This is a genomic window from Streptomyces sp. NBC_00503, assembly GCF_036346895.1.
In the GTDB taxonomy this organism is placed as follows: Bacteria; Actinomycetota; Actinomycetes; order Streptomycetales; family Streptomycetaceae; genus Streptomyces.
On the sequence record NZ_CP107855.1, the window covers coordinates 8,060,127 to 8,077,284 of the forward strand.

Genomic DNA, 17,158 nt, shown 5'->3' on the forward strand with positions numbered 1-17,158 from the left:
CTAGGAGATGTCGGGACGGGGACCAGGAGGGACGACGACACATGCCTGAGACGCTTCGGATCCAGCAGATCGCCACGGTGATCGGCGGCCATAGGACCGTCGCAGATGATTTCCAAGGCGGCGTCGAGTCCGTCATCCGCGTTGATGGGCAGTTCCCGATCGAGACCCTGCAGGGCATCGAGGAGTTCTCTCACTTGACCGTCCTGTGGCACTTTCACCGGGCATCGCCGGACGATGTCCAGCTCCACGCACGGAGCCCGCGCGGTGACAGCCGCTGGCCTGCCACAGGTACGTTCGTACACCGAAACCACCGCCGCCCCAATCAACTCGCGCTGAGCTTCCCGCGTCTGATCAAGGTCGTTGGCTACGACCTGCACGTCACGGACCTCGACGCCGTCGACGGCACGCCCATCTACGACATCGCGCCGTACTTCGAGCAGATGGGGCCGCGAGGGCCTGTCACTCAGCCGGCCTGGCCGGGCGAAATGCTGGACCCGACCTACTGGGCAGCGGCGGCTGATCGCACCACCTTGTAGGGTCCACGAATTTGTGAGCGGCGGCCTTCGCGCGCGAGGATCGACAACAGGTCCTTCTCGGCGAAGCGAGCGGTGACTGCGGCGGTGCCGATCGCGCGGTCGACTTCCGCGATCGAGTAGAGCTTGGAGAGGGCGACGGCCTCGGCCATCTTCGCCTTGATGCGGCGGACTCCGGCGGCGCCGGCCTCGATCAGCCAGGACGCGGCGCAAGGCCCGAGCTGGAGGAATGCCGCCTCTTCCGCTGAGGTGGCTCGCGGGGTGTGGTCGGTTCCTCGTCCTCGCGGGGCGGATAATGGGCGTCGTCGCGAACGGGTGGGCCGGGCTGGCCGCGGTGGTGGCGAGCGACCTCGCGGGCCGATCCGTTCTCCTCGACGGCGGTGACGATGAGTTCGTCGCCGTGGAACCGCGCCCAGACCCGGGTGTCGATGAGATCGTGCGGGACGGGGTGTCCGGGGTCTCTGGCCGATCCGGGGCGGTTCACTCGTCGGTGAGTCCCGCTTGGTGGGAGAGGATCGCGGCCTGGACGCGGTTGTCGGCACCGAGTTTGGACAGCACGTTACTGACGTGGGCTTTCACAGTGGACTCCGACATGAACAAGGTGGCGGAGATAGAAGCGTTGGACAGTCCTTGGCCGACCAGGACGAGGACTTCCCGCTCGCGCGGGGTCAGGGTGCCGAGGCGTGCGCGCACGGCGGGGTCGACGGCTGGTCTGGCGGTATGAGCGGTGGCGAGGACTCGCCGGGTGACGGAGGGGGACAGCACTGCGTCTCCGGCAGCGACGCTGCGTACGGCGTGGATGAGGTCTCTGGGCTGGGTGTCCTTGCGGAGATAGCCCGAGGCGCCGGCCTGTACGGCCTCGTCGACGTATTCGTCGAGGGTGAAGGTGGTCAGGATGATCACCTTGGGCGGATCGGGCATGGTGGTCAGACGTCGGGTGGCGGTCAGGCCGTCGAGGCGGGGCATGCGGATGTCCATGAGTACGACTTCGGGGGTGAGGGCCCGGGCCTGGGTAAGGGCGTCCTCGCCGTCGGCGGCCTCGCCGATGACAGTGATGTCGTCGGCTGACTCCAGGATGGTGCGCAGTCCGGCGCGGACCACGGCGTCGTCGTCGGAGATCAGGATGGTGATCAAGGGGCCGACTCCTTGTGGGGTGCGTGTGCCGGTCCGGTGACCGGGATGTATGCCTGTACCCGAAAGCCGCCTTCGGGAGTGGCGCCGGAGTGGAAGGTGCCGCCGAGCAAGTCAACGCGTTCCTGCATGCCGATGAGGCCGAACCCGCCGCTGGGGAGGGGGGAAGTGCCGCGCCGCGGGGGCCGTTCGTTGACGATTTCCAGCCGCACGGCGCCCGGGAGGCGTTCGAGACCGACGCGGGTGCGGGCGCCGGGTGCGTATTTCGCGGCGTTGGTGAGCGCCTCTTGGACCAGCCGGTACACAGTGCGCTGTGTGTCTGGCGGGAGTTCGTCCGGGGCCGTGCCCTGCATGGTCAGGGTGGTGGGCAGGCCGATCGCCTGGGCGTCGGTGACGAGGTCCGGGAGGTTCTCCAGTGTGGGCTGGGGGGCCCGGGGCGCTGGGGCCGTAGAGCCGGTGGAGAGCACGCCGAGGATGGTGTGGAGCTCCTCGACGGCCTCGCGTCCAGTGTCGGCGATGGCGCAGGCTTCTTGGGCCACCCAGGCGGTGCCCCGGTCGGCGGCCACTTCGATCGCGCCGGCCCGCAGCACCATATGGCTGACCCGGTGGGCAACGACGTCGTGCATCTCCTTCGCGATCCGGGAGCGCTCCTGCGCGATGGCCCGCTCGCGGTTCTCCTCGGCGATCTGCCCAGCCAGTTCGTGGCGGGTTCGCAGGTACAGCCCCGCGAGTGCCGGCACTGCCACGAATCCGAGCAGCTGGGAGACCGTACGGCTGGCTACGCCTGCGCACGGGCAGCCCATGGCGAGCGCGTGCAGCACCGAGGCCGTGCCGACGGTGCCCCACAGCCAGGCAGGGGGGCGGACCTGCCTGGCAACGGTGAACATGGCCAGGGCGAGGGCGGCCGGTGCGTACGCGAGCAAGTCCCCGACGATCACCGCCGCTGCCACAGGAAGGGGCCAGAAGCGGCGGAACAGCAGGAGAAAGCCGAGAACGCCGACGATCGCGACTTCGACCCAGAGGTCGTCGGGGAGGAGACCGAAATCGGAGACATGGCGTGCGGTGACGGCGTCCGCTACACCAAGTACGACGGTGCCCGCACTCAGTCCCACATCCGCCCTACTCAGCCGCACCTGCACCCCATACTCTCGCTTTCCGCTAAATACCACCGTATGGGATCAGCAGGACGAACCTAGGATATATCGGCCCCATCTGCGAAGTGGCAGGCCGGGCGGACGTCTTCGTCAAGATCGAGGGTGAGCGGAAGTGCCTGTGACGGGCCGTCCACACTGACGGCAAACGTCCTCGACATCCTGGTCCAGGGCCGGCGGGACACGGCTGAGGCAACGCCGGGTACCGTGGTCCAGGCCGCCTCAACCGCGCTGACGAATCGAGGTCAGCCTTGGCCGCGGACCGCCCGGGTGATGATCTCCACCAATGTCTGCTCCTGGGTGGGGAGCACTATCTCGAGCCTGCTGTTCCCCACATCGCACGTCATGATTGCGGAGCGCTCGGAGCATTGATCCACCGTGACCGCCGACGGACTGATGACGTCGCCGGATCCCGTTCGCCACCGATCCGCAATCCGGACCTCCCCGTGGCTCACGATCAGCACGCGAGACCTTTTCTCAAGGCCCTCGCCCAGGAAGCCTGCCATGCAGGGAATGCGAATGGTTTCACCGCGATGGAAAGCGGCGACCAATCGGGCAGTACGACGTTTGGTGATGCGTCTCCTGGTGATCCAGAGGATGCTGTCGAAACACAGCCAGAACGTGGCTTCGATGAAGAGCTGAATCATGGGCCCTAGTGAACTCGGTGGAGGGTTTGGGTCACGCCGGAATCAATGCTGCTGTCTCCCCTGATGGCGTGCACCATGGTTGCGAGGTCGGCCAGCGCGGCATCGACTCCTTCGGTGAGAAGAACGCCGAGGACATTGAGGACTATCTCATCCTCCCCGTGGAGCTGGTACTCGGCGACCTGTGCAGAGAGGCTCTCGGGTGTGCCATAGGCAAATACTCCGCCTTCCACCAACGACTTGGCCCCAGCCCAGGGATCGCCTGGATCCACCCTGAGGCCGGCGGCGCGCAGCATGGCCGCATAGTGAGGGCCGGAAAGGTGGGACTCATGGGCCGCGTAGGCCAGCTTTCGAGGATCCCGGGACGGTCGCTCCAACGCGGCTGAGACGATCGTGGCGACTCGTGGCACCGCACGTCCGACGGATTCCGCGCCTTCTCGCAGAGCGGGCCGCAGGGTCTTCGAGAGGTAAGCCGGCGGAGTGAGGAGGGTGATGGCGACGTCTGCGCTCTGACCGACCGTATGCGCCATCTTCGGACGCAGCAGTCCCGCTCCGAGGGAGACGCCGGGATTCGGTATCTGGTGGAGGCCGTCATCCATGGAGAAGTACTCGCCGCGAAACTCCACGGCATCGCCGTCCAGCAGCCCCCGCATGATGGACAGATACTCGGCGATGGCGGTTCGCGGGCTTGCGTACCGTTCCCCCCGCAGCGAGGCGACGAAGTCAGGATCCCCTATCCCATATCCCGCGACGACCTCGCTGCCGGTGAGGACGGCCAAGGAGCGCGCCTGGACCGCGGCGTCCATCGGGTGCCGTAGCGGGGTCAGCGCCACGCTGAGTCCAACGGGTACGCGCAGGCCCTTCCCTGCCAGGTATGCGACTGCCTGGTGACTCTCCACGAGGGTGGACTGGCCCAGGTAGAGCCGGTCCAGGCCGAAGTCCTGGACGGCCCGGGCGAACCGGGCGAGGTCGTCGAGATCGTAGGCCATCAGGGGATAGAGGACGGAGACTCTTGGCTGGGCTGCTCGTGCTTGTGGTGTCGCGAGCACGATTTACCTCACTTTCGGGACAGGGCAATAAGAGGTCGGACAGGAGAGGGAGAAAGCCAGGCGGCGCCGGGCCCTGTCAGCTATCTGCCAGGTATGCCTCGGCCTGGAGGCTGAACAAGTAGGCATATGTTCCGCCGGCCTTCATCAGTTCGTCGTGCGATCCGTCCTCGATGAGTTTCCCGCCGTCCAGGACCATGATTTTGTCCGCTATGCGAACGGTGGAGAACCGGTGCGAGATCACTAGCGACGTGGCCTTCCCGTAAAGATCCCGCAGTCCCGCAAATATCTCGGACTCGGCTTCCGCGTCGATGGAGGCAGTGGGCTCGTCAAGGATCGCGATCGGAGCGCTTCGCATGAAGGCCCGGGAGATCGCCATCTTCTGCCACTGACCGCCGGACAGCTGCCTGCCGTCCTCGAAATGACGCCCAAGGATCGTGTCGTACCCGTCCGGCAGCCGTGAGATCACGGCATCCGCGCCACTGGCGGCGGATGCGGTTCGCACCCGGTCCGCGTTGGCCATGTCTTCCACTCGACCGAAACCGATGTTTTCCCGGGCGGTCATTTCGTATCGGATGAAGTCCTGAAAGACGACCCCTATGTTCCGTTGAAGATCGTCCGTGTCGTATTCTTCGATCGGTACATCGTCGATGAGGATCTGGCCGCTGGTCGGAGCGTAGAGCCGGGACAGGAGCTTGACGACGGTGCTCTTCCCTGCGCCGTTCTGCCCCACCAGGGCGCAGCACGTGCCGGCCGGGATGAAGCAGCTGAAGTCTTCCAGTGCGGTCACGTCGGTGCCCGGGTATCGGAATGATACATTCCGGAATTCGATTCCCTTTTTCAGCTTCTCGGGGAATGCGCGGGATCCGCCGCTGATTCCGCTGTCCGGAAGGCGTAGGTAGTCGAAGAGGTCCCCGACGAACAGCGTGCTCTGGTACAGGGTGGCGAATCCCATCAGCAAGCCGGATGCCGCGGCCTGGACTGCGCCGATCGCCGCCAGGTATCCGGCGAGTTCACCCATGCGGCCGGTGTCCGCGGTGTCGAAGAGCGCGAAAACCAGCGCGCTCGACGAGATGAGGACGCTCAGCAAGCCCATCCCGGCCGCCCAGCCCTGCTGGCGCCGCGCGAGTGAGCGATCCACCCGGAAGAACTGATTGACCAGGGTCCGGTACCGCTCAACGAAATATGGTCCCAGCTGGTAGAGCTTGACTTCCTTGAAGGACGAGTCTGTGGTGGTCAGGGACTGATAGTAGTTCGTGCGTCTCCTGTCCTGTGTCCGGTCGTACTCGATCTCGTATCCGCGCTTGCTGAAAACGATGTGGGCGATCAGTGCGGGCACCGGCGAGATGATGATCACCAGTGCTATCCATGGGTTCCAGGCCAACAGCACCGCACTGACGGACACCAGCGAGATGGCAGAGGTGACGGTGCGGACCATCTCATCGAAGATCTGGAAAGCCGTGCCTCCACCGCTCTCTCTGAGCGCCCGCTGGAGCCGGTCGTAGGAGTGGGCATCCTCATATGTCTGCAGGTCCATCTGGGTGCCCTTGAGCATGACCTGTTCACCGATCTTGGTGGTGAACTCCAGCTCCAGCAGGGTGCCGAGGTACTGCACCGCTGCGCCGATCAGATGGCTGGTGACGGCGAGGACGACCATGGCAGTGGCGGCGAAGAACACGGAATTCATCGCGTCCGGCGTGCCGCCAGCGACGTCGGCCACGCCTTGCACCGCGCTTGCCGTCAGGGCGATCTGGACCGCGGGGAACAGGGCGGACAGCCACGTGAGCCCAGTCATACCGGTGACGCGCAGCGGGCTGAGGCGCCAGAACTCCCTCACCACGGACAGCCAGTACGCCCTACCACGCGAGGTGTTGCGGTTCTGTGCCATCTGTTGCGCGGCGGTGGGAGAGGGTATCGGTGCGCTCATGCCGGCCTGCCCCGCAGACAGCGCAGGGTCTGGCGCCAGACCAGGTAGCAGCGTTCCTCCGCGGCGCGGTCGATGGGCATGAGCCGGTTGACCTGCATGTGCGCCAGGCTCGACAAGATGCTGTCGCGACTGCCTCGCAGGACGCCTGCTGCCTCGGCCTCAGCGACCGCCGATGCCGCTCGTGCCGCGGCAGCGGCGTGTCTGGCGAAGACCGGAGCGAGCAGGTCGTGGTGGGCCCGCCCACGCGCATGCGGACGGCGGCTCTCGGGCTGCAGCAGCGTGCACAGGTAGTCCCGTTGGGCACGGTAGCGGTCGCGGGCCGCCAGGTCCTCCAGCGGGGTGTGGGTGGCGGCCAGTCGTTGGGGGACATCGAGACCCCACTGCGCGTAGAGAGCGTCTACCGCGGCGATGGTCACGAGGTCAGGGTCTGCGTCGATGCTCTTGTGCCAGAGCATGGAGAGCAGCTCGGAGCTCAGGTCGCTCCCGGCTTCAAACAGCCGCTCGATGGGATCGAATGCCGCCGGGCCTCCGTATCGCCCGATTTCCGGATGGTAGGCCGCGACCTGGAGATCGGAGGCAATACCCCGCTCCACCAGATCCTTGCCCCATTCCATCAGACGGGTCAGAACCCGGCCCGCACCCTGGTCGCTTCCGGCCCGGATCCGTATCCGCAGATGCGGCATGGTGTCGGCATAGCGGATGTAGAACCACCGGTCCGCTTCACCCGTCGTGCGCAGCTCCGTAACGAACTTGCGCAGATGGTTCACGACGATCTCGTCGTGGACATCCTTTGCCGCGTACAACTTCAGGAAGGACCATCGTGATCCCGGCAGATGCCGATCAGTAGCGGGCTCGGTACTCACCATCAGCCGTGCGGGCACCTGCTCCAGCGCAGGCCGCACGGCGGCGGCACGAGTGATCAAGGGGATGACCACCTCTGAGAGGTAGCCACGCCCGTCCTCGTCCCGAAGCCACAGCTCCTCCAGCCCGGGCAGCATCTCCTGAATCGACACCGTGCCGGTGGCACTTCGGAGTTCGCTCAGCAGTTCCTTCACGCAGAGAGGGTGATCCAGATCGAGAAGCAGCCTGTTGTCATGGTCGGCGAGGTAGACATGGCGCGGCACCGCCCAGTCCGCGCGCCACCGTGCCACGTCCTGGGTGGTGTGCAGGGAGCGAGGGTTCGCCCGATCCGGCGCGGCCGGGGGGAGCGTCCATTCCGCAGGACGCAGGACCACCTTGCCCCGTGCCACTCGTGGCAGGAACGGGGCACCCTCGACCGGCCCCCAGTCGAATCCCGCCGGGCTGGACCACCGGGACTGCGAGACCTCCAGCATGAATCGGCAGACATTCGGGGCGGCGAACGGGGCGAGCATGTGGTTCTGCACAGCCACTAGTTCCCTGCCGAGCCGGGCAGAGTACAGACGCAGGCCCTCGTCCGTGGCGTAGACGAAGACATCCGAGAGGTTGATGACGTCGTTGGCCTCGGCTGAAGGCGTCACGTTCACTGGTATCTCGTACCGGTGCAGTCCGGGTCGGATGGTGACGTTGCCGCTCCGCCCGTCCGGCGGGAGGTATGCCACCTCTGCATGGACGACGTCGGGCTCCAGCGCCTCCCGGGCCAGCGCGTACTCACGCAGCTTCGTGACGCCGTCCGCACCCAGCAGGTCGAAGAACCGACCGAAGGTCCGGCCTCCCATGGCCAGGCCGTCCGTGTTGAGGACCGCCCGCCAACGGCCTGCGTCAAGGCTGGAAGGATCGGCTGCCTGCAGCTGCACATAGGCGTCTATCGCCGGCGCCGCTGGCAGTGTCCTCCCGGTGTCCGCAGCATCGGCTGTCAGTTCGGTGAGCAGATCGTCCGTAAGCTCGACTTCGCTGTCACCGTTGCGCCAGGCTCGGGCCGCCAGCGCCATCAGAACCCGGCTGCGAGCTGATCCGTCGGGCTGGGGGACATCGGGTAGGGGGAAAGCGCGTGGCGGTCGGGTGTATCCCTCCGGGGCGTCCAGCCCACCTTCCGGGCTGAGTACCTCCAGGATGGGAACCATGACGTCGGTGCCGTAGCGCTCCAGGAAGGCCGAGTGGTACTGCGCCAGGTGAGGGTAGTCTCCGCCCGCCGCCTGGCTGAGCATGGACAGGCAACCCACGGCATCGGCCACCTCAATGGCCACGCGCTCGTTGAGACACTTCTCGGGGAGGTCGAGCCGAGCGTCCAGCTGGAATGGCTGCCGGTCCTGGCCGGCGACCAGTTCCCGTTGCTTGGCTCGCAGTTCTCGCAGCGCCGCAGTGTTCCCACGCGTCATTTTCTTCCCGAGCAAGGACACCTCCCGCAGCCGCATCACCAACGTCGAGGCCGCAGGCACCTCGGCGAGGCGCTCGAGAACGTGCTCCTCAGGGCGTGCCAGGGTCACCGGAGGGCGCAGGTCACTGATGAGGAAGTTGAGGCCGACCAGTTCCCGCAGGAAGGCTTCCACCTGCGAAAGCTCCACTTCAGGGAACCGCTCGTTGAGTCCCGCCATGAGGGATCGGTACGGAAGCGGGGTGGAGGCCAGTTCCAGAACCGCGGACAACGCGGTTGAGGCGCGTACGCGGGCCGCACGCCGGTCCTCCTGTCCATAGACATCGGAACAGGGCAGGACCAACCGCTCGCCAGCCGGGTAGGCCAAGGTATTGACCACGACCCGAAGCTCCGGCAGGAGCGTCGGGTCCTCCTCTACCTTCTTGATCAGGGCCAGCAGCCATCCCATGTCCGGTCGAACACGCTGCTCAGCCAGGGCCTCAGCCCCCAAACGGGCGGTGGTCCGGTCGGCGAACTCTCCGAGTCCGATTCCGGAGAAGACCCCAAAGGGGGTGGGACGGGTGCTCATCCGGGTGACGTAGCGTAGGGCCCCACCGTAAATCCGACCGACCCTCTTCTCCGCCTCCTTGCCCGCTGAGCCAATTGCGGGCTGGACCGTTTCGCCGAGCCTGCTCAGCCCGTCAACGAGGCTGCTCCCAGCGGCCGTCAGAGCATGCTGGACGTCGTCGGTACCGACGAGAGCCCGCAGTTGGGTCCGGGTGTGGGCGACCAGAGGGTCCACCGAGGAATCTTCAACGCCGCAGAGCTCGGTCGGCGAGGGACGGGTGAGCGCGGTCCACTGGTCCACCGGCAGGGCAGGGGCACGGAGCATGAAGAACCCCGCATGCTCATAACCCGGCGCCGAGCTGTTCCGCTGAGCACGCCTGGGAGCTGTCGACACTGTCATCGTTCCGTTTCTGCTTTCGGTCATCGCGAGAACAACGTCTGCGACCAGGAAGATCTGACGCCCCCGCTGATGCTCTGCAAGGTCATGGCCACGCCGGCCGCTCCGGTGAGCAGGCCTGGGTCGCCCACTGCACCGCCTGATTTCGGACGGTCCCGAAAGACCGATGGCGTGTCTGGTTCACTCAAGGCCAGTAGGTCTTCGACCAGGCGGGGAAGGGCTGCCGCGGCGGTCCGACTACCTGCTGTCGCGAACTCCTGGCACATCGCGACGATTCCCCCCAGGCCGTGGCACATCGTCGGCGAAGAGGCCACCTGTGGGTCCAAGCCACTGGTGAGCGCCCGCTCGAACACCGCACATGCCTGCACGCGCATTCCTAGGTCCTGGAGGGCTTCGGCGGCGATCAGCAGTGCCGTCGCCGTCCCCGGAGATCCGTAGCACCAAGCTGTCGCGTCCGGCTCGGCGAAGTCCGGCCGCTCGGCTCCCTCCACCGATACGGCCACCCGACGGGGCATCTGCGGACGGCCTGAGCGGGTCTCACCCAGTGCGACGAGCCAGGCAGCGGCGAGCTCGAGGGCCTCGCGGTGACCGGGGCGTCGGACCCCAGCGCTCCAGGCCGCGGCCAGAGCCGTAACCACGCCGGCGATCCCGTGCGCCATGCCGGTGTCGAGATATCCGTATGGATAGCCGATCAGGTCATCAGCGGAGAAGTAGTGCGCGGGTGCGATGAACCATCGGTTCGACATCCCCTTGCGTGAGGGCGCACTGGCCAGCCAGACAAGATAGTCGAGGGCATATTCGGTCGCCGCAGAGATACGCGGACTGGGATTCGGTATCCGGCTCAGATATGGGAGAATTCCAGCCGCACCAGAGACCAAGTCGTAATGGTGGTCCGAAACACCGCCTTCAACCTTCGGCCACGCCATCCGCAGCACCTGATCTGCCAACTGTTCATGGAGGGAGTCCAGGCTCGACTGAAACCGGGGCTCCAGCTGGACACACTCGCTCATGGCCAAGGCCAATCCGGTGGTTCCGTCGAACAGCCCCGGATAATTCAGCGGTTCATCACGGGTGGCAAGGCAAGCCGCCCGAAGGAACTGAAAGGACGTCTCGCGGTCCGCTTCGTCGGCTTCTTCGCCTGCGGCCTGCAGATGCATCAGGGCCAGCCCCGCATAGCCGCCGCTCAGTGACGGACCAGTCCACAGAATTGCACCAGGAGATTGACTTGCGGCCGAGCGGACGGACTCGGCCACCTGCTCCGGAGTCATGAGGGACATGCGCACCGCAGCAGCTAGTGTGCGGCACCGACCGGCCAAGTGGCTCGGCAGAAATACTTCGGAGCGGTGGTTTTCTCGCGTATACATCTCATGGTCGCCATATGCAACAGGGTGAGACCCCGGGTCTGAGCAGCTCAGGCTCAGACCCGGGGTCTAACCAAGAAGGGTCAAGGGAAAGCTGAGGAGGACCCTCAGCACTTCCCCTTGGTGCGCTGCGAGGCGCAAGCGGTCGTCATCGCGATGGTCCGCTTGATGGTCCAGTTGATCGCCTTCTTGCATCCGACTCGGCTGGCAATGCTGATAGCCACCGTCGGGGTGGCCTGCTGCACCTGCGGGTCCTGACCGCCAGTGGACGATACGCGGGCGTCAAGATTAAAGGCATTGCTCACGGGAACTCCCCATCGTGATTTCTGTCTCGTAAGGCTGAAGCTGGAAGGCTTTCCGCACCTATCCAGCGTCGGCCTGCTTGCTACAAATCTAGGCATGGCCGCGCATCTAATGCAGTACGACTTAAGTCTGATCCTGATGGACTTAAGTGCCGGTGGCACAGGAGCGTTTCAAAGGTCCGGCGATCATGTGAGTCCGTAGGCCGCAGCTGTGCGGTGAGTCGGAGCTGATCCGTCACGAACGCAACGAAACTCCGCTTGGACGGGGCGACCTTCCCAAGTCGGCCTGAACGGCTGGAGTTTCGATGTGCCGCCAATCCGCCAGCGTCGGTCTGGTCAAGTCGCCTTCGCGTCAGCACCGCGTGCTCGGGTATCTGCTCGGAGAGGCTGGCCAGGCTGGCTGACCCGCGCCGGCGGCGGGGGAAGCGTCACACGTTCGTGAGTGTGCTGCTGATCGCCTGCTTGGCCGTGCTGTGCGGGGCCGCTCGTTCGCGGCGATCGGCCAGTGGGCCCGTAGCGGTGCACCGCAGGATGCCCTGGTCCGTATCGGCGCCCGCATCATGAGCGTGTTCAGCGTCCGTGTCGCGCCGAGCGCGGCGACCATCCGCCGGGTCCTGAGCGCCGTCTGCCCTGGAGACCTCACGGACTTGCTCGGCGCCGACCCAGCCGGGGCCGAGGCCCTGGCCGTCGACGGCAGCGGGCCCACTGTCTGCTGGTGATCAAGGCCAACCAGCCAGGACTGTTCCAGAAGCCGCGGTCGCTGCTGTGGGAACAGGACACCGCTCGGCGCTACGGCCGTGAGACGGGGCACGGCCGCAAGGAATCGAGGGCCCCACCAGGTCCCTGACAATCACCGACCTCGGCCTGGACTTTCCACACGCGGCGCAGGCGGTGACGGTCCTGCGCCACCGCACTGACCTGCGCTCGGCCAATGTGACACGGCAGACCGTCTACGCGCTCACCGACCTGACAGCCCGCCAGGCCTCCCCGCAGCGGCTCGGACAGCTGGCCCGCTCTCAGTGGGTAATCGAGAACTGGCTCCACTTCGTCCGCGACAGCGCCTTCGCCGAAGACGCCTCGAAGATCCGCACCGGACGCGGGCCGCAGAACATGGCCACGTTCCGCAGCTTCGCGATCAACCATCCTGAGGACGGCGGGTCACCAACATCGCCGCCGGTCTCCACGAGCCCTTCCGCCGTCCGCTGGACCTCCTCGGTCTGGCCTGACCGGCAAACCCAAGATCATCAGGCTGTGGAACAGCCTTGGGCCAGGCGGTGAGATGAAGTGAATGGGGGTCGGGTACACCTCTGCCAGCCGATGGCCCGGACGTGGGTGAAGGCCACTACGGTGGCCGCCCGTCCGTTGGCGTTCCCTGTGTCGGAACCAAGTCGAACATTCTCAGTTCGCTGGTGGCAGACGACAAAGCACGCGACATGCGTGGAGACCTTGCCGCAATCCATGTCAACGTACTGACCTGCCCAAAAGGTGGCGGTCAATAACAGTGGTCTTTAGGGGGTGGTGCAGAAGTGGTCGGGGTCGTGTGGAGCGGCGAGGTCGTTCGGTGAGCTTATAGCAGTTGACCCAAGAATTCGGAAATCTCGAATCCTCTGCAAGATTGGTTCCGTCGCACCTGCTGCACCCGGTGAGACGACCGTATAGGTCCCATAGCCTCGCGCTTTCGTGAGTGCGAGGGAAGTGTTCTTGGAGAGGAGAAAGTGTTGGCGCGCGGAGGGAGCTACGTTTTGCTTACGTCGGCTGAGGTCGCTGATTGGTTGAAGGTTAGTGAGGTGACGGTGAAGAACAAGCATCGGGCATGGGGGCTCAGGTCGCAAAAGGTGGGCCGTCTGTTGCGTTTTCGTGAGCGCGACGTGGTGGACTACCTCGACCGAATGTACGGGTGAGAACTGATTTATCGGGCCGGTGTGGCTAGAGGGAAGTTGGGGGCGCTAGCTTGGCAACGGTTTTCCAGAAGTGCAAGGAAGAGGCCCGCAGTAAAAACTACCCGTGTGGAGGGGTGAGATGTGGTCACCCTTGGACTGTCCGCTATAGAGAGCCTGGTGGCCGCAGTGGACGCCAACGCGAGGAGACCTTCGAGAAGAAGGGAACGGCGGACGCATTCGCGGCGAAGATCGAACGCGAAAAGGACCTTGGAACCTACATAGAGCCGCTCGGGTTCATGACACCGCTCGTCGAGGTGTATCGGGAGTTCATTGCCTCTGGTGAGCGTGTCAATGGAACGCGCTATCAGTATGAGACAAGCCTTCGTCTGCACGTCAGGCCGTATTTCCAGAACAAGCCGATCGGGGCGGTCAAGCCAAAGGACCTCACGACCTGGCTCCGGTGGATGGTCGAGGAGCGCGGCTACGAACCGAGTACAGCTGTAAACCGGTACGAGACTCTCAGCGGTGTGTTCAGCTTCGCCGTTGCCAACGACTACATCGTCAAGAATCCTTGCCAGCATGTCCAGGCCGGCCGCAGGAGGGCCAAGCGGAGGATCAAGAAGACGATCCACCTGCCCACGCTGGAAGAGATCGCGGCTATAGCCGCCCACTTGCCCGGACCGTACCAGCTCCTGGTGTGGCTGATGGCTGGATGCGGGCTGCGCATAGGCGAGGCCAGCGCGGTGTGCCTTCAGCAGGTCGATTTCGAGGCCGGAGTCCTCTATGTCGACCGGCAGATTACCCAGGACGGCGAGAACGAGAAGCCCAAGACCCGCCGCCAGAAGGCTGCCACGAAGGGGCGGGGGCGAGCGCACTGCATCCGACACCTGAAGTGGCGAGACCAGGACGAAGGGCGCGCGATTCCGATCCCGACAACCATCGTGGCGAAGGTCCGACAGCATGTCGAGGAGCACGGGACCTACCGCGTCGAGTCCGGCCTGAACAGGATCGAGGGTGACTACCTGTTCTCGAACGTGGGTAGCACCAACATCCTCATGTACTCGCTCGTGGACCGGCTCTGGCGGAAGGCCAAGACGGCTGCCGGGATCGTCAGGAAGATCACCCCTCACTAGCTCAGGCACTTCTTCGCCTCGGCAGGGCTGTCCAAGGGCGTGCCGGTGACCGATATGGCCGAATGGCTCGGACACCGAGATCCCAAGATCACCTATCAGACCTACGCACACGTGATGCCGGACGCGCCGCAGCGCCTACGCACGGTCATGGACTCGGTGTTCGCCCTCGAATCGGAGCTGACCCTCCCCCTGTCGTTCGAGGCACTCACCGAGGCTGCCTAGCGGGGAGGAGAGAGGCCCGCGCGAGCGGTAGTGCAGGCCGCGCAGCGCTTCCGGGGCGTCGGCGACCTCACTCGCGAGGCTGTCTCGCGGGCGGCAAGGCCATGGACTCTGACGACGGCGTGTGGCGTCGCGTCGTGACGGGGGTGTAGCCCTCCGCCCTACCGGCCCCGTCGGTGGTCATTCGGTGTCCGGCGGCCAGGTGACGCGGTCGCGGAGGTGGTGGAACTCCGTCAGCTCGGAGGCAAGGACGTCGAAGTGGAGGAGCAGCGCCCACAGGCTGCGCTCACCGATCAGGTAGAGGCGGCGTACCGTGGCCGTCCGCGCTGTGGCGGTGGCGGGCGGCCCGGTCCAACGCCGTTGTGGCCGAGGCGACCTGCTGGTCGGCCCGGGACACGGCGGCTTCCAGGTCCGCGGTCCGCTGCCCGGCCGACGGGGACTCGACGGCCGCCAGGGCCCCGGCTAGCCGGGCGCGCCCGGTGCGCAGCCGCTCGACCTCTGCCTGGGTGGCACGGTACGCCGCGACAGCGCCAGTCCACGACCGTACGGGTTGGGTGGGTCCGGCCGCCGAGGCCCCAGCGTGGTCCGCGTGGGTGACAGTCCGCCGGCGTCCGGGCGCAGCCGCGATTCTCGGGTACTGCGCGCTCGGGTCCAGGCGGACGGTTTTCCCGTGAATGGACTTACCTGAGACCTGGCGCTGAATCTCGAAGAAGGGGGAGAGTTGTCGGACGAGCCAGTTGACCAGGTCAGCCTCTAGTTCGAATCGGGGAACATCGTCCGTCACCTGGGCGCTGCCTCGGCAGTTTGTGATCCCTGGATGGGTGTCCGGCGACTCGGGGCAGTGCTGCCAGCTGTACCGGTACTGATTGCTGTCGTGGTAGTCGCCAGAACAGCTACACGGACCGAGGAGACTGTCGCACTCTTGCAGGGACCCGTAGATGCTCTTTTGCATGTGCGAGACGGGATAGTCGGCGACGATCCTTCCATCCCATAAGAATGCCGAACAGGTGTGCATCAGCTGTAAGTGGGACGCGGTCGGTCCCGAGGTCGTCGCTGGACCGTACCCCATGTAGATCATGGATCTCGTCCCGTTGGAGTGTCGTAGGACCAGAGTCCTTTCCATGCCTGCGTAGTCAATGATCCCGGACAGGTCCGGCTCCTCCATCTGCGGCGACACCCTGACAACTCGCAGCCCGGAGGGAGCAAGGGCGACAGCCGGGGGCGCGTCGGTGGGCCAGAAATCCTTGACCTTGTCAGGCCTGGCCGTGGCCGAGTGAGAGCCGTGGCACCACATCGTCTCGGCGGACACAAAGTGCTCGACCAGCTCAGGAGCCTCCCCAAACCCCTGGACACAGGCCGTGCATGACAACGAACCGGATCTATACCGCACGCTTCTGGAACGACACGTATCGCAGTTCTGCAGCGGCGTCCCGTCTGATTGCACGGGGTAGACCGAGAAGCCGTAGGTCGTCACGATGTACTCCGCGAGATCCCTCCCGCGAAGACTGTCGACGTTCACGCCTGCCACATTCCCCCCAGAGTGCCTGGCTCGTGGTGGTTGCCTACGTACGCGTGATCAACGTGTGTGGCCTTCGTTCGATCGCCACCCCAGTGGCAGATCGTTGGGGCGCACCCCAAAGCTGCTCTCCCGGGTGGACTACTGAGTTCGGCGCGCCGGGCTGATGTTGGTCGAAGTCAGTAACCGACAGCGTCCCATCCGGTGGCGGCCCGCGCTGTGGTGTGTCCGAAGCCGCCCCGGACACCCCGCAGGGGTGGATTTCCTCTCGCGTACGCGAGCGCGGATCTGACGGGCGCGCCCCAACTCCCCACAGAGCTTTGGCTGATGGTCGCGTGGGCGGCCGAGGGAACCACCAGTTCGCGCGGTGGCGCAGCGGGCGGGTGCGCGAAGGATCCGATGGCCGCCGAAGCCGGCAGCGTGCCGAGAGCGTGGCCGCTCGGCGCCGTGGCACACGTGGCCACGCGGCGGGAACAGCCGGTTCGCGCGGGGCCACCCCGGCACAGGGCCGGCGGAATGAGGGGGGCCCGTGCCGCGTGGGTGGGCAGTCCGGAGCGGCGGCACCACACAGCCGGTCACATCTCGGGGCGGGCGATTGGCGGGCCTGGAGGAGAGGGGAGCCTGGTTGGGTGTGGCCCGTCCGAACGGTCCGATTGCTCGACTCGGCACCGGCACTTTCGTACCCGTACTTCTGGCCGTGGCGGCAGGGAATGCCGCCGAACTACTTTCGTTACTACCCGGTTGGGCCGTTGGGCCCTATGTAAATTTCCGGATTTCAAGGGAGCTGTTTCATGAACAAGAAGATCACTCGCGCCGTTGTGGCGACCGCACTGGCCGGAGCGGCCGCCGCGGGAACCCTCGCGTTCGCCGGCACCGCCACCGCCGCCGCCGAAAGGTCCTGCAGCGGTCTGAATACGCCCGGCAGTGACTGCGCGTACGACCACCTCGGGGGTGTCTCGGACAACATTGCGCACCTCGACGACGAAACGTCGAACCCGAGCGACCGCACCATCAAGTCGGACATCGCCGAGGTCCGCTGGTCCCGTTGAGACCTGGGTGGTGGCCGGCCGGAACGCCCG

Annotated in this window: 17 protein-coding genes and 1 pseudogene; 8 read left to right on the plus strand and 10 right to left on the minus strand. The window is 65.7% G+C overall.

Annotation, left to right across the window (positions count from 1 at the left end; genetic code table 11):
* Window positions 1–41 precede the first annotated feature (41 nt).
* Complete coding sequence (locus OG490_RS36855; protein ID WP_330300625.1) at window positions 42–536, plus strand: SAM-dependent methyltransferase; 495 nt, start codon at window positions 42–44, stop codon at window positions 534–536.
* Between the two features lie 35 nt (window positions 537–571).
* Here OG490_RS36855 and OG490_RS36860 read toward each other — a convergent pair.
* The 9 genes and pseudogenes from OG490_RS36860 to OG490_RS36900 form a co-directional block, all read right to left on the minus strand.
* Window positions 572–1,047, minus strand: a pseudogene (locus tag OG490_RS36860) (IS21 family transposase); the annotation flags it as partial.
* Window positions 1,014–1,667: a response regulator transcription factor gene (locus OG490_RS36865; RefSeq protein WP_330300626.1), complete on the minus strand. Its 654-nt coding sequence runs from the start codon at window positions 1,665–1,667 to the stop codon at window positions 1,014–1,016. The pseudogene OG490_RS36860 and the gene OG490_RS36865, both read right to left, overlap by 34 nt.
* Complete coding sequence (locus OG490_RS36870; RefSeq protein ID WP_330300627.1) at window positions 1,664–2,776, minus strand: sensor histidine kinase; 1,113 nt, start codon at window positions 2,774–2,776, stop codon at window positions 1,664–1,666. The genes OG490_RS36865 and OG490_RS36870 overlap by 4 nt, the downstream gene beginning before the upstream one ends.
* A gap of 284 nt (window positions 2,777–3,060) precedes the next feature.
* Window positions 3,061–3,462 (minus strand): hypothetical protein, encoded by a 402-nt coding sequence (locus tag OG490_RS36875; protein WP_330300628.1) that lies wholly within the window; start codon window positions 3,460–3,462, stop codon window positions 3,061–3,063.
* Between the two features lie 5 nt (window positions 3,463–3,467).
* Window positions 3,468–4,448: an LLM class flavin-dependent oxidoreductase gene (locus OG490_RS36880; protein WP_330300629.1), complete on the minus strand. Its 981-nt coding sequence runs from the start codon at window positions 4,446–4,448 to the stop codon at window positions 3,468–3,470.
* Between the two features lie 136 nt (window positions 4,449–4,584).
* Complete coding sequence (locus tag OG490_RS36885; RefSeq protein ID WP_330300630.1) at window positions 4,585–6,432, minus strand: ABC transporter ATP-binding protein; 1,848 nt, start codon at window positions 6,430–6,432, stop codon at window positions 4,585–4,587.
* Window positions 6,429–9,671: a lantibiotic dehydratase gene (locus tag OG490_RS36890; protein WP_330301191.1), complete on the minus strand. Its 3,243-nt coding sequence runs from the start codon at window positions 9,669–9,671 to the stop codon at window positions 6,429–6,431. The genes OG490_RS36885 and OG490_RS36890 overlap by 4 nt, the downstream gene beginning before the upstream one ends.
* A gap of 20 nt (window positions 9,672–9,691) precedes the next feature.
* Window positions 9,692–10,936 carry a lanthionine synthetase C family protein gene (locus OG490_RS36895; protein ID WP_330300631.1) on the minus strand — a complete coding sequence of 415 codons (1,245 nt, stop codon included), beginning with the start codon at window positions 10,934–10,936 and terminating at the stop codon, window positions 9,692–9,694.
* Window positions 10,937–11,136: 200 nt separating this feature from the next.
* On the minus strand, window positions 11,137–11,334 hold the full coding sequence (locus OG490_RS36900) for an FDLD family class I lanthipeptide (RefSeq protein ID WP_330300632.1): 198 nt from the start codon (window positions 11,332–11,334) through the stop codon (window positions 11,137–11,139).
* A gap of 255 nt (window positions 11,335–11,589) precedes the next feature.
* Here OG490_RS36900 and OG490_RS39330 point away from each other — a divergent pair, with 255 nt between their 5' ends.
* From OG490_RS39330 to OG490_RS36925, 6 genes are all read left to right on the plus strand, one after another.
* Window positions 11,590–11,895 carry a transposase family protein gene (locus OG490_RS39330; RefSeq protein WP_443065921.1) on the plus strand — a complete coding sequence of 102 codons (306 nt, stop codon included), beginning with the start codon at window positions 11,590–11,592 and terminating at the stop codon, window positions 11,893–11,895.
* Window positions 11,896–11,897: 2 nt separating this feature from the next.
* Complete coding sequence (locus tag OG490_RS36905) at window positions 11,898–12,050, plus strand: hypothetical protein (RefSeq protein ID WP_330300633.1); 153 nt, start codon at window positions 11,898–11,900, stop codon at window positions 12,048–12,050.
* 172 nt (window positions 12,051–12,222) lie between these two features.
* Complete coding sequence (locus tag OG490_RS36910; protein WP_330300634.1) at window positions 12,223–12,609, plus strand: hypothetical protein; 387 nt, start codon at window positions 12,223–12,225, stop codon at window positions 12,607–12,609.
* 437 nt (window positions 12,610–13,046) lie between these two features.
* The gene (locus tag OG490_RS36915) at window positions 13,047–13,232 is read left to right on the plus strand and encodes a helix-turn-helix domain-containing protein (protein WP_327257342.1); all 186 of its coding nucleotides are present in this window, start codon (window positions 13,047–13,049) and stop codon (window positions 13,230–13,232) included.
* A 50-nt stretch (window positions 13,233–13,282) separates the two neighbouring features.
* Window positions 13,283–14,344: a tyrosine-type recombinase/integrase gene (locus OG490_RS36920; protein ID WP_330300635.1), complete on the plus strand. Its 1,062-nt coding sequence runs from the start codon at window positions 13,283–13,285 to the stop codon at window positions 14,342–14,344.
* A 45-nt stretch (window positions 14,345–14,389) separates the two neighbouring features.
* Window positions 14,390–14,566 (plus strand): hypothetical protein, encoded by a 177-nt coding sequence (locus OG490_RS36925; RefSeq protein ID WP_330300636.1) that lies wholly within the window; start codon window positions 14,390–14,392, stop codon window positions 14,564–14,566.
* A 283-nt stretch (window positions 14,567–14,849) separates the two neighbouring features.
* Here the strand turns inward: OG490_RS36925 and OG490_RS36930 are convergent, their stop codons facing one another.
* Entirely contained in the window at window positions 14,850–16,082 is a 1,233-nt protein-coding gene (locus OG490_RS36930; protein ID WP_330300637.1) for a hypothetical protein, read from the minus strand.
* 788 nt (window positions 16,083–16,870) lie between these two features.
* On the opposite strand from OG490_RS36930, the gene OG490_RS36935 reads away from it, so the two are divergent.
* Window positions 16,871–17,128 (plus strand): hypothetical protein, encoded by a 258-nt coding sequence (locus OG490_RS36935; RefSeq protein WP_330300638.1) that lies wholly within the window; start codon window positions 16,871–16,873, stop codon window positions 17,126–17,128.
* Window positions 17,129–17,158: the final 30 nt, after the last annotated feature.

What these genes read in the sequence shown, in the direction of transcription:
- OG490_RS36855 (WP_330300625.1), top strand. Translation starts at nt 42, where the DNA reads ATGCCTGAGACGCTTCGGATCCAGCAGATCGCCACGGTGATCGGCGGC.
- OG490_RS36875 (WP_330300628.1), bottom strand. Translation starts at nt 3,462, where the DNA reads ATGATTCAGCTCTTCATCGAAGCCACGTTCTGGCTGTGTTTCGACAGC.
- OG490_RS36880 (WP_330300629.1), bottom strand. Translation starts at nt 4,448, where the DNA reads ATGGCCTACGATCTCGACGACCTCGCCCGGTTCGCCCGGGCCGTCCAG.
- OG490_RS36885 (WP_330300630.1), bottom strand. Translation starts at nt 6,432, where the DNA reads ATGAGCGCACCGATACCCTCTCCCACCGCCGCGCAACAGATGGCACAG.
- OG490_RS36890 (WP_330301191.1), bottom strand. Translation starts at nt 9,671, where the DNA reads ATGACAGTGTCGACAGCTCCCAGGCGTGCTCAGCGGAACAGCTCGGCG.
- OG490_RS36895 (WP_330300631.1), bottom strand. Translation starts at nt 10,936, where the DNA reads ATGACTCCGGAGCAGGTGGCCGAGTCCGTCCGCTCGGCCGCAAGTCAA.
- OG490_RS36935 (WP_330300638.1), top strand. Translation starts at nt 16,871, where the DNA reads ATGAACAAGAAGATCACTCGCGCCGTTGTGGCGACCGCACTGGCCGGA.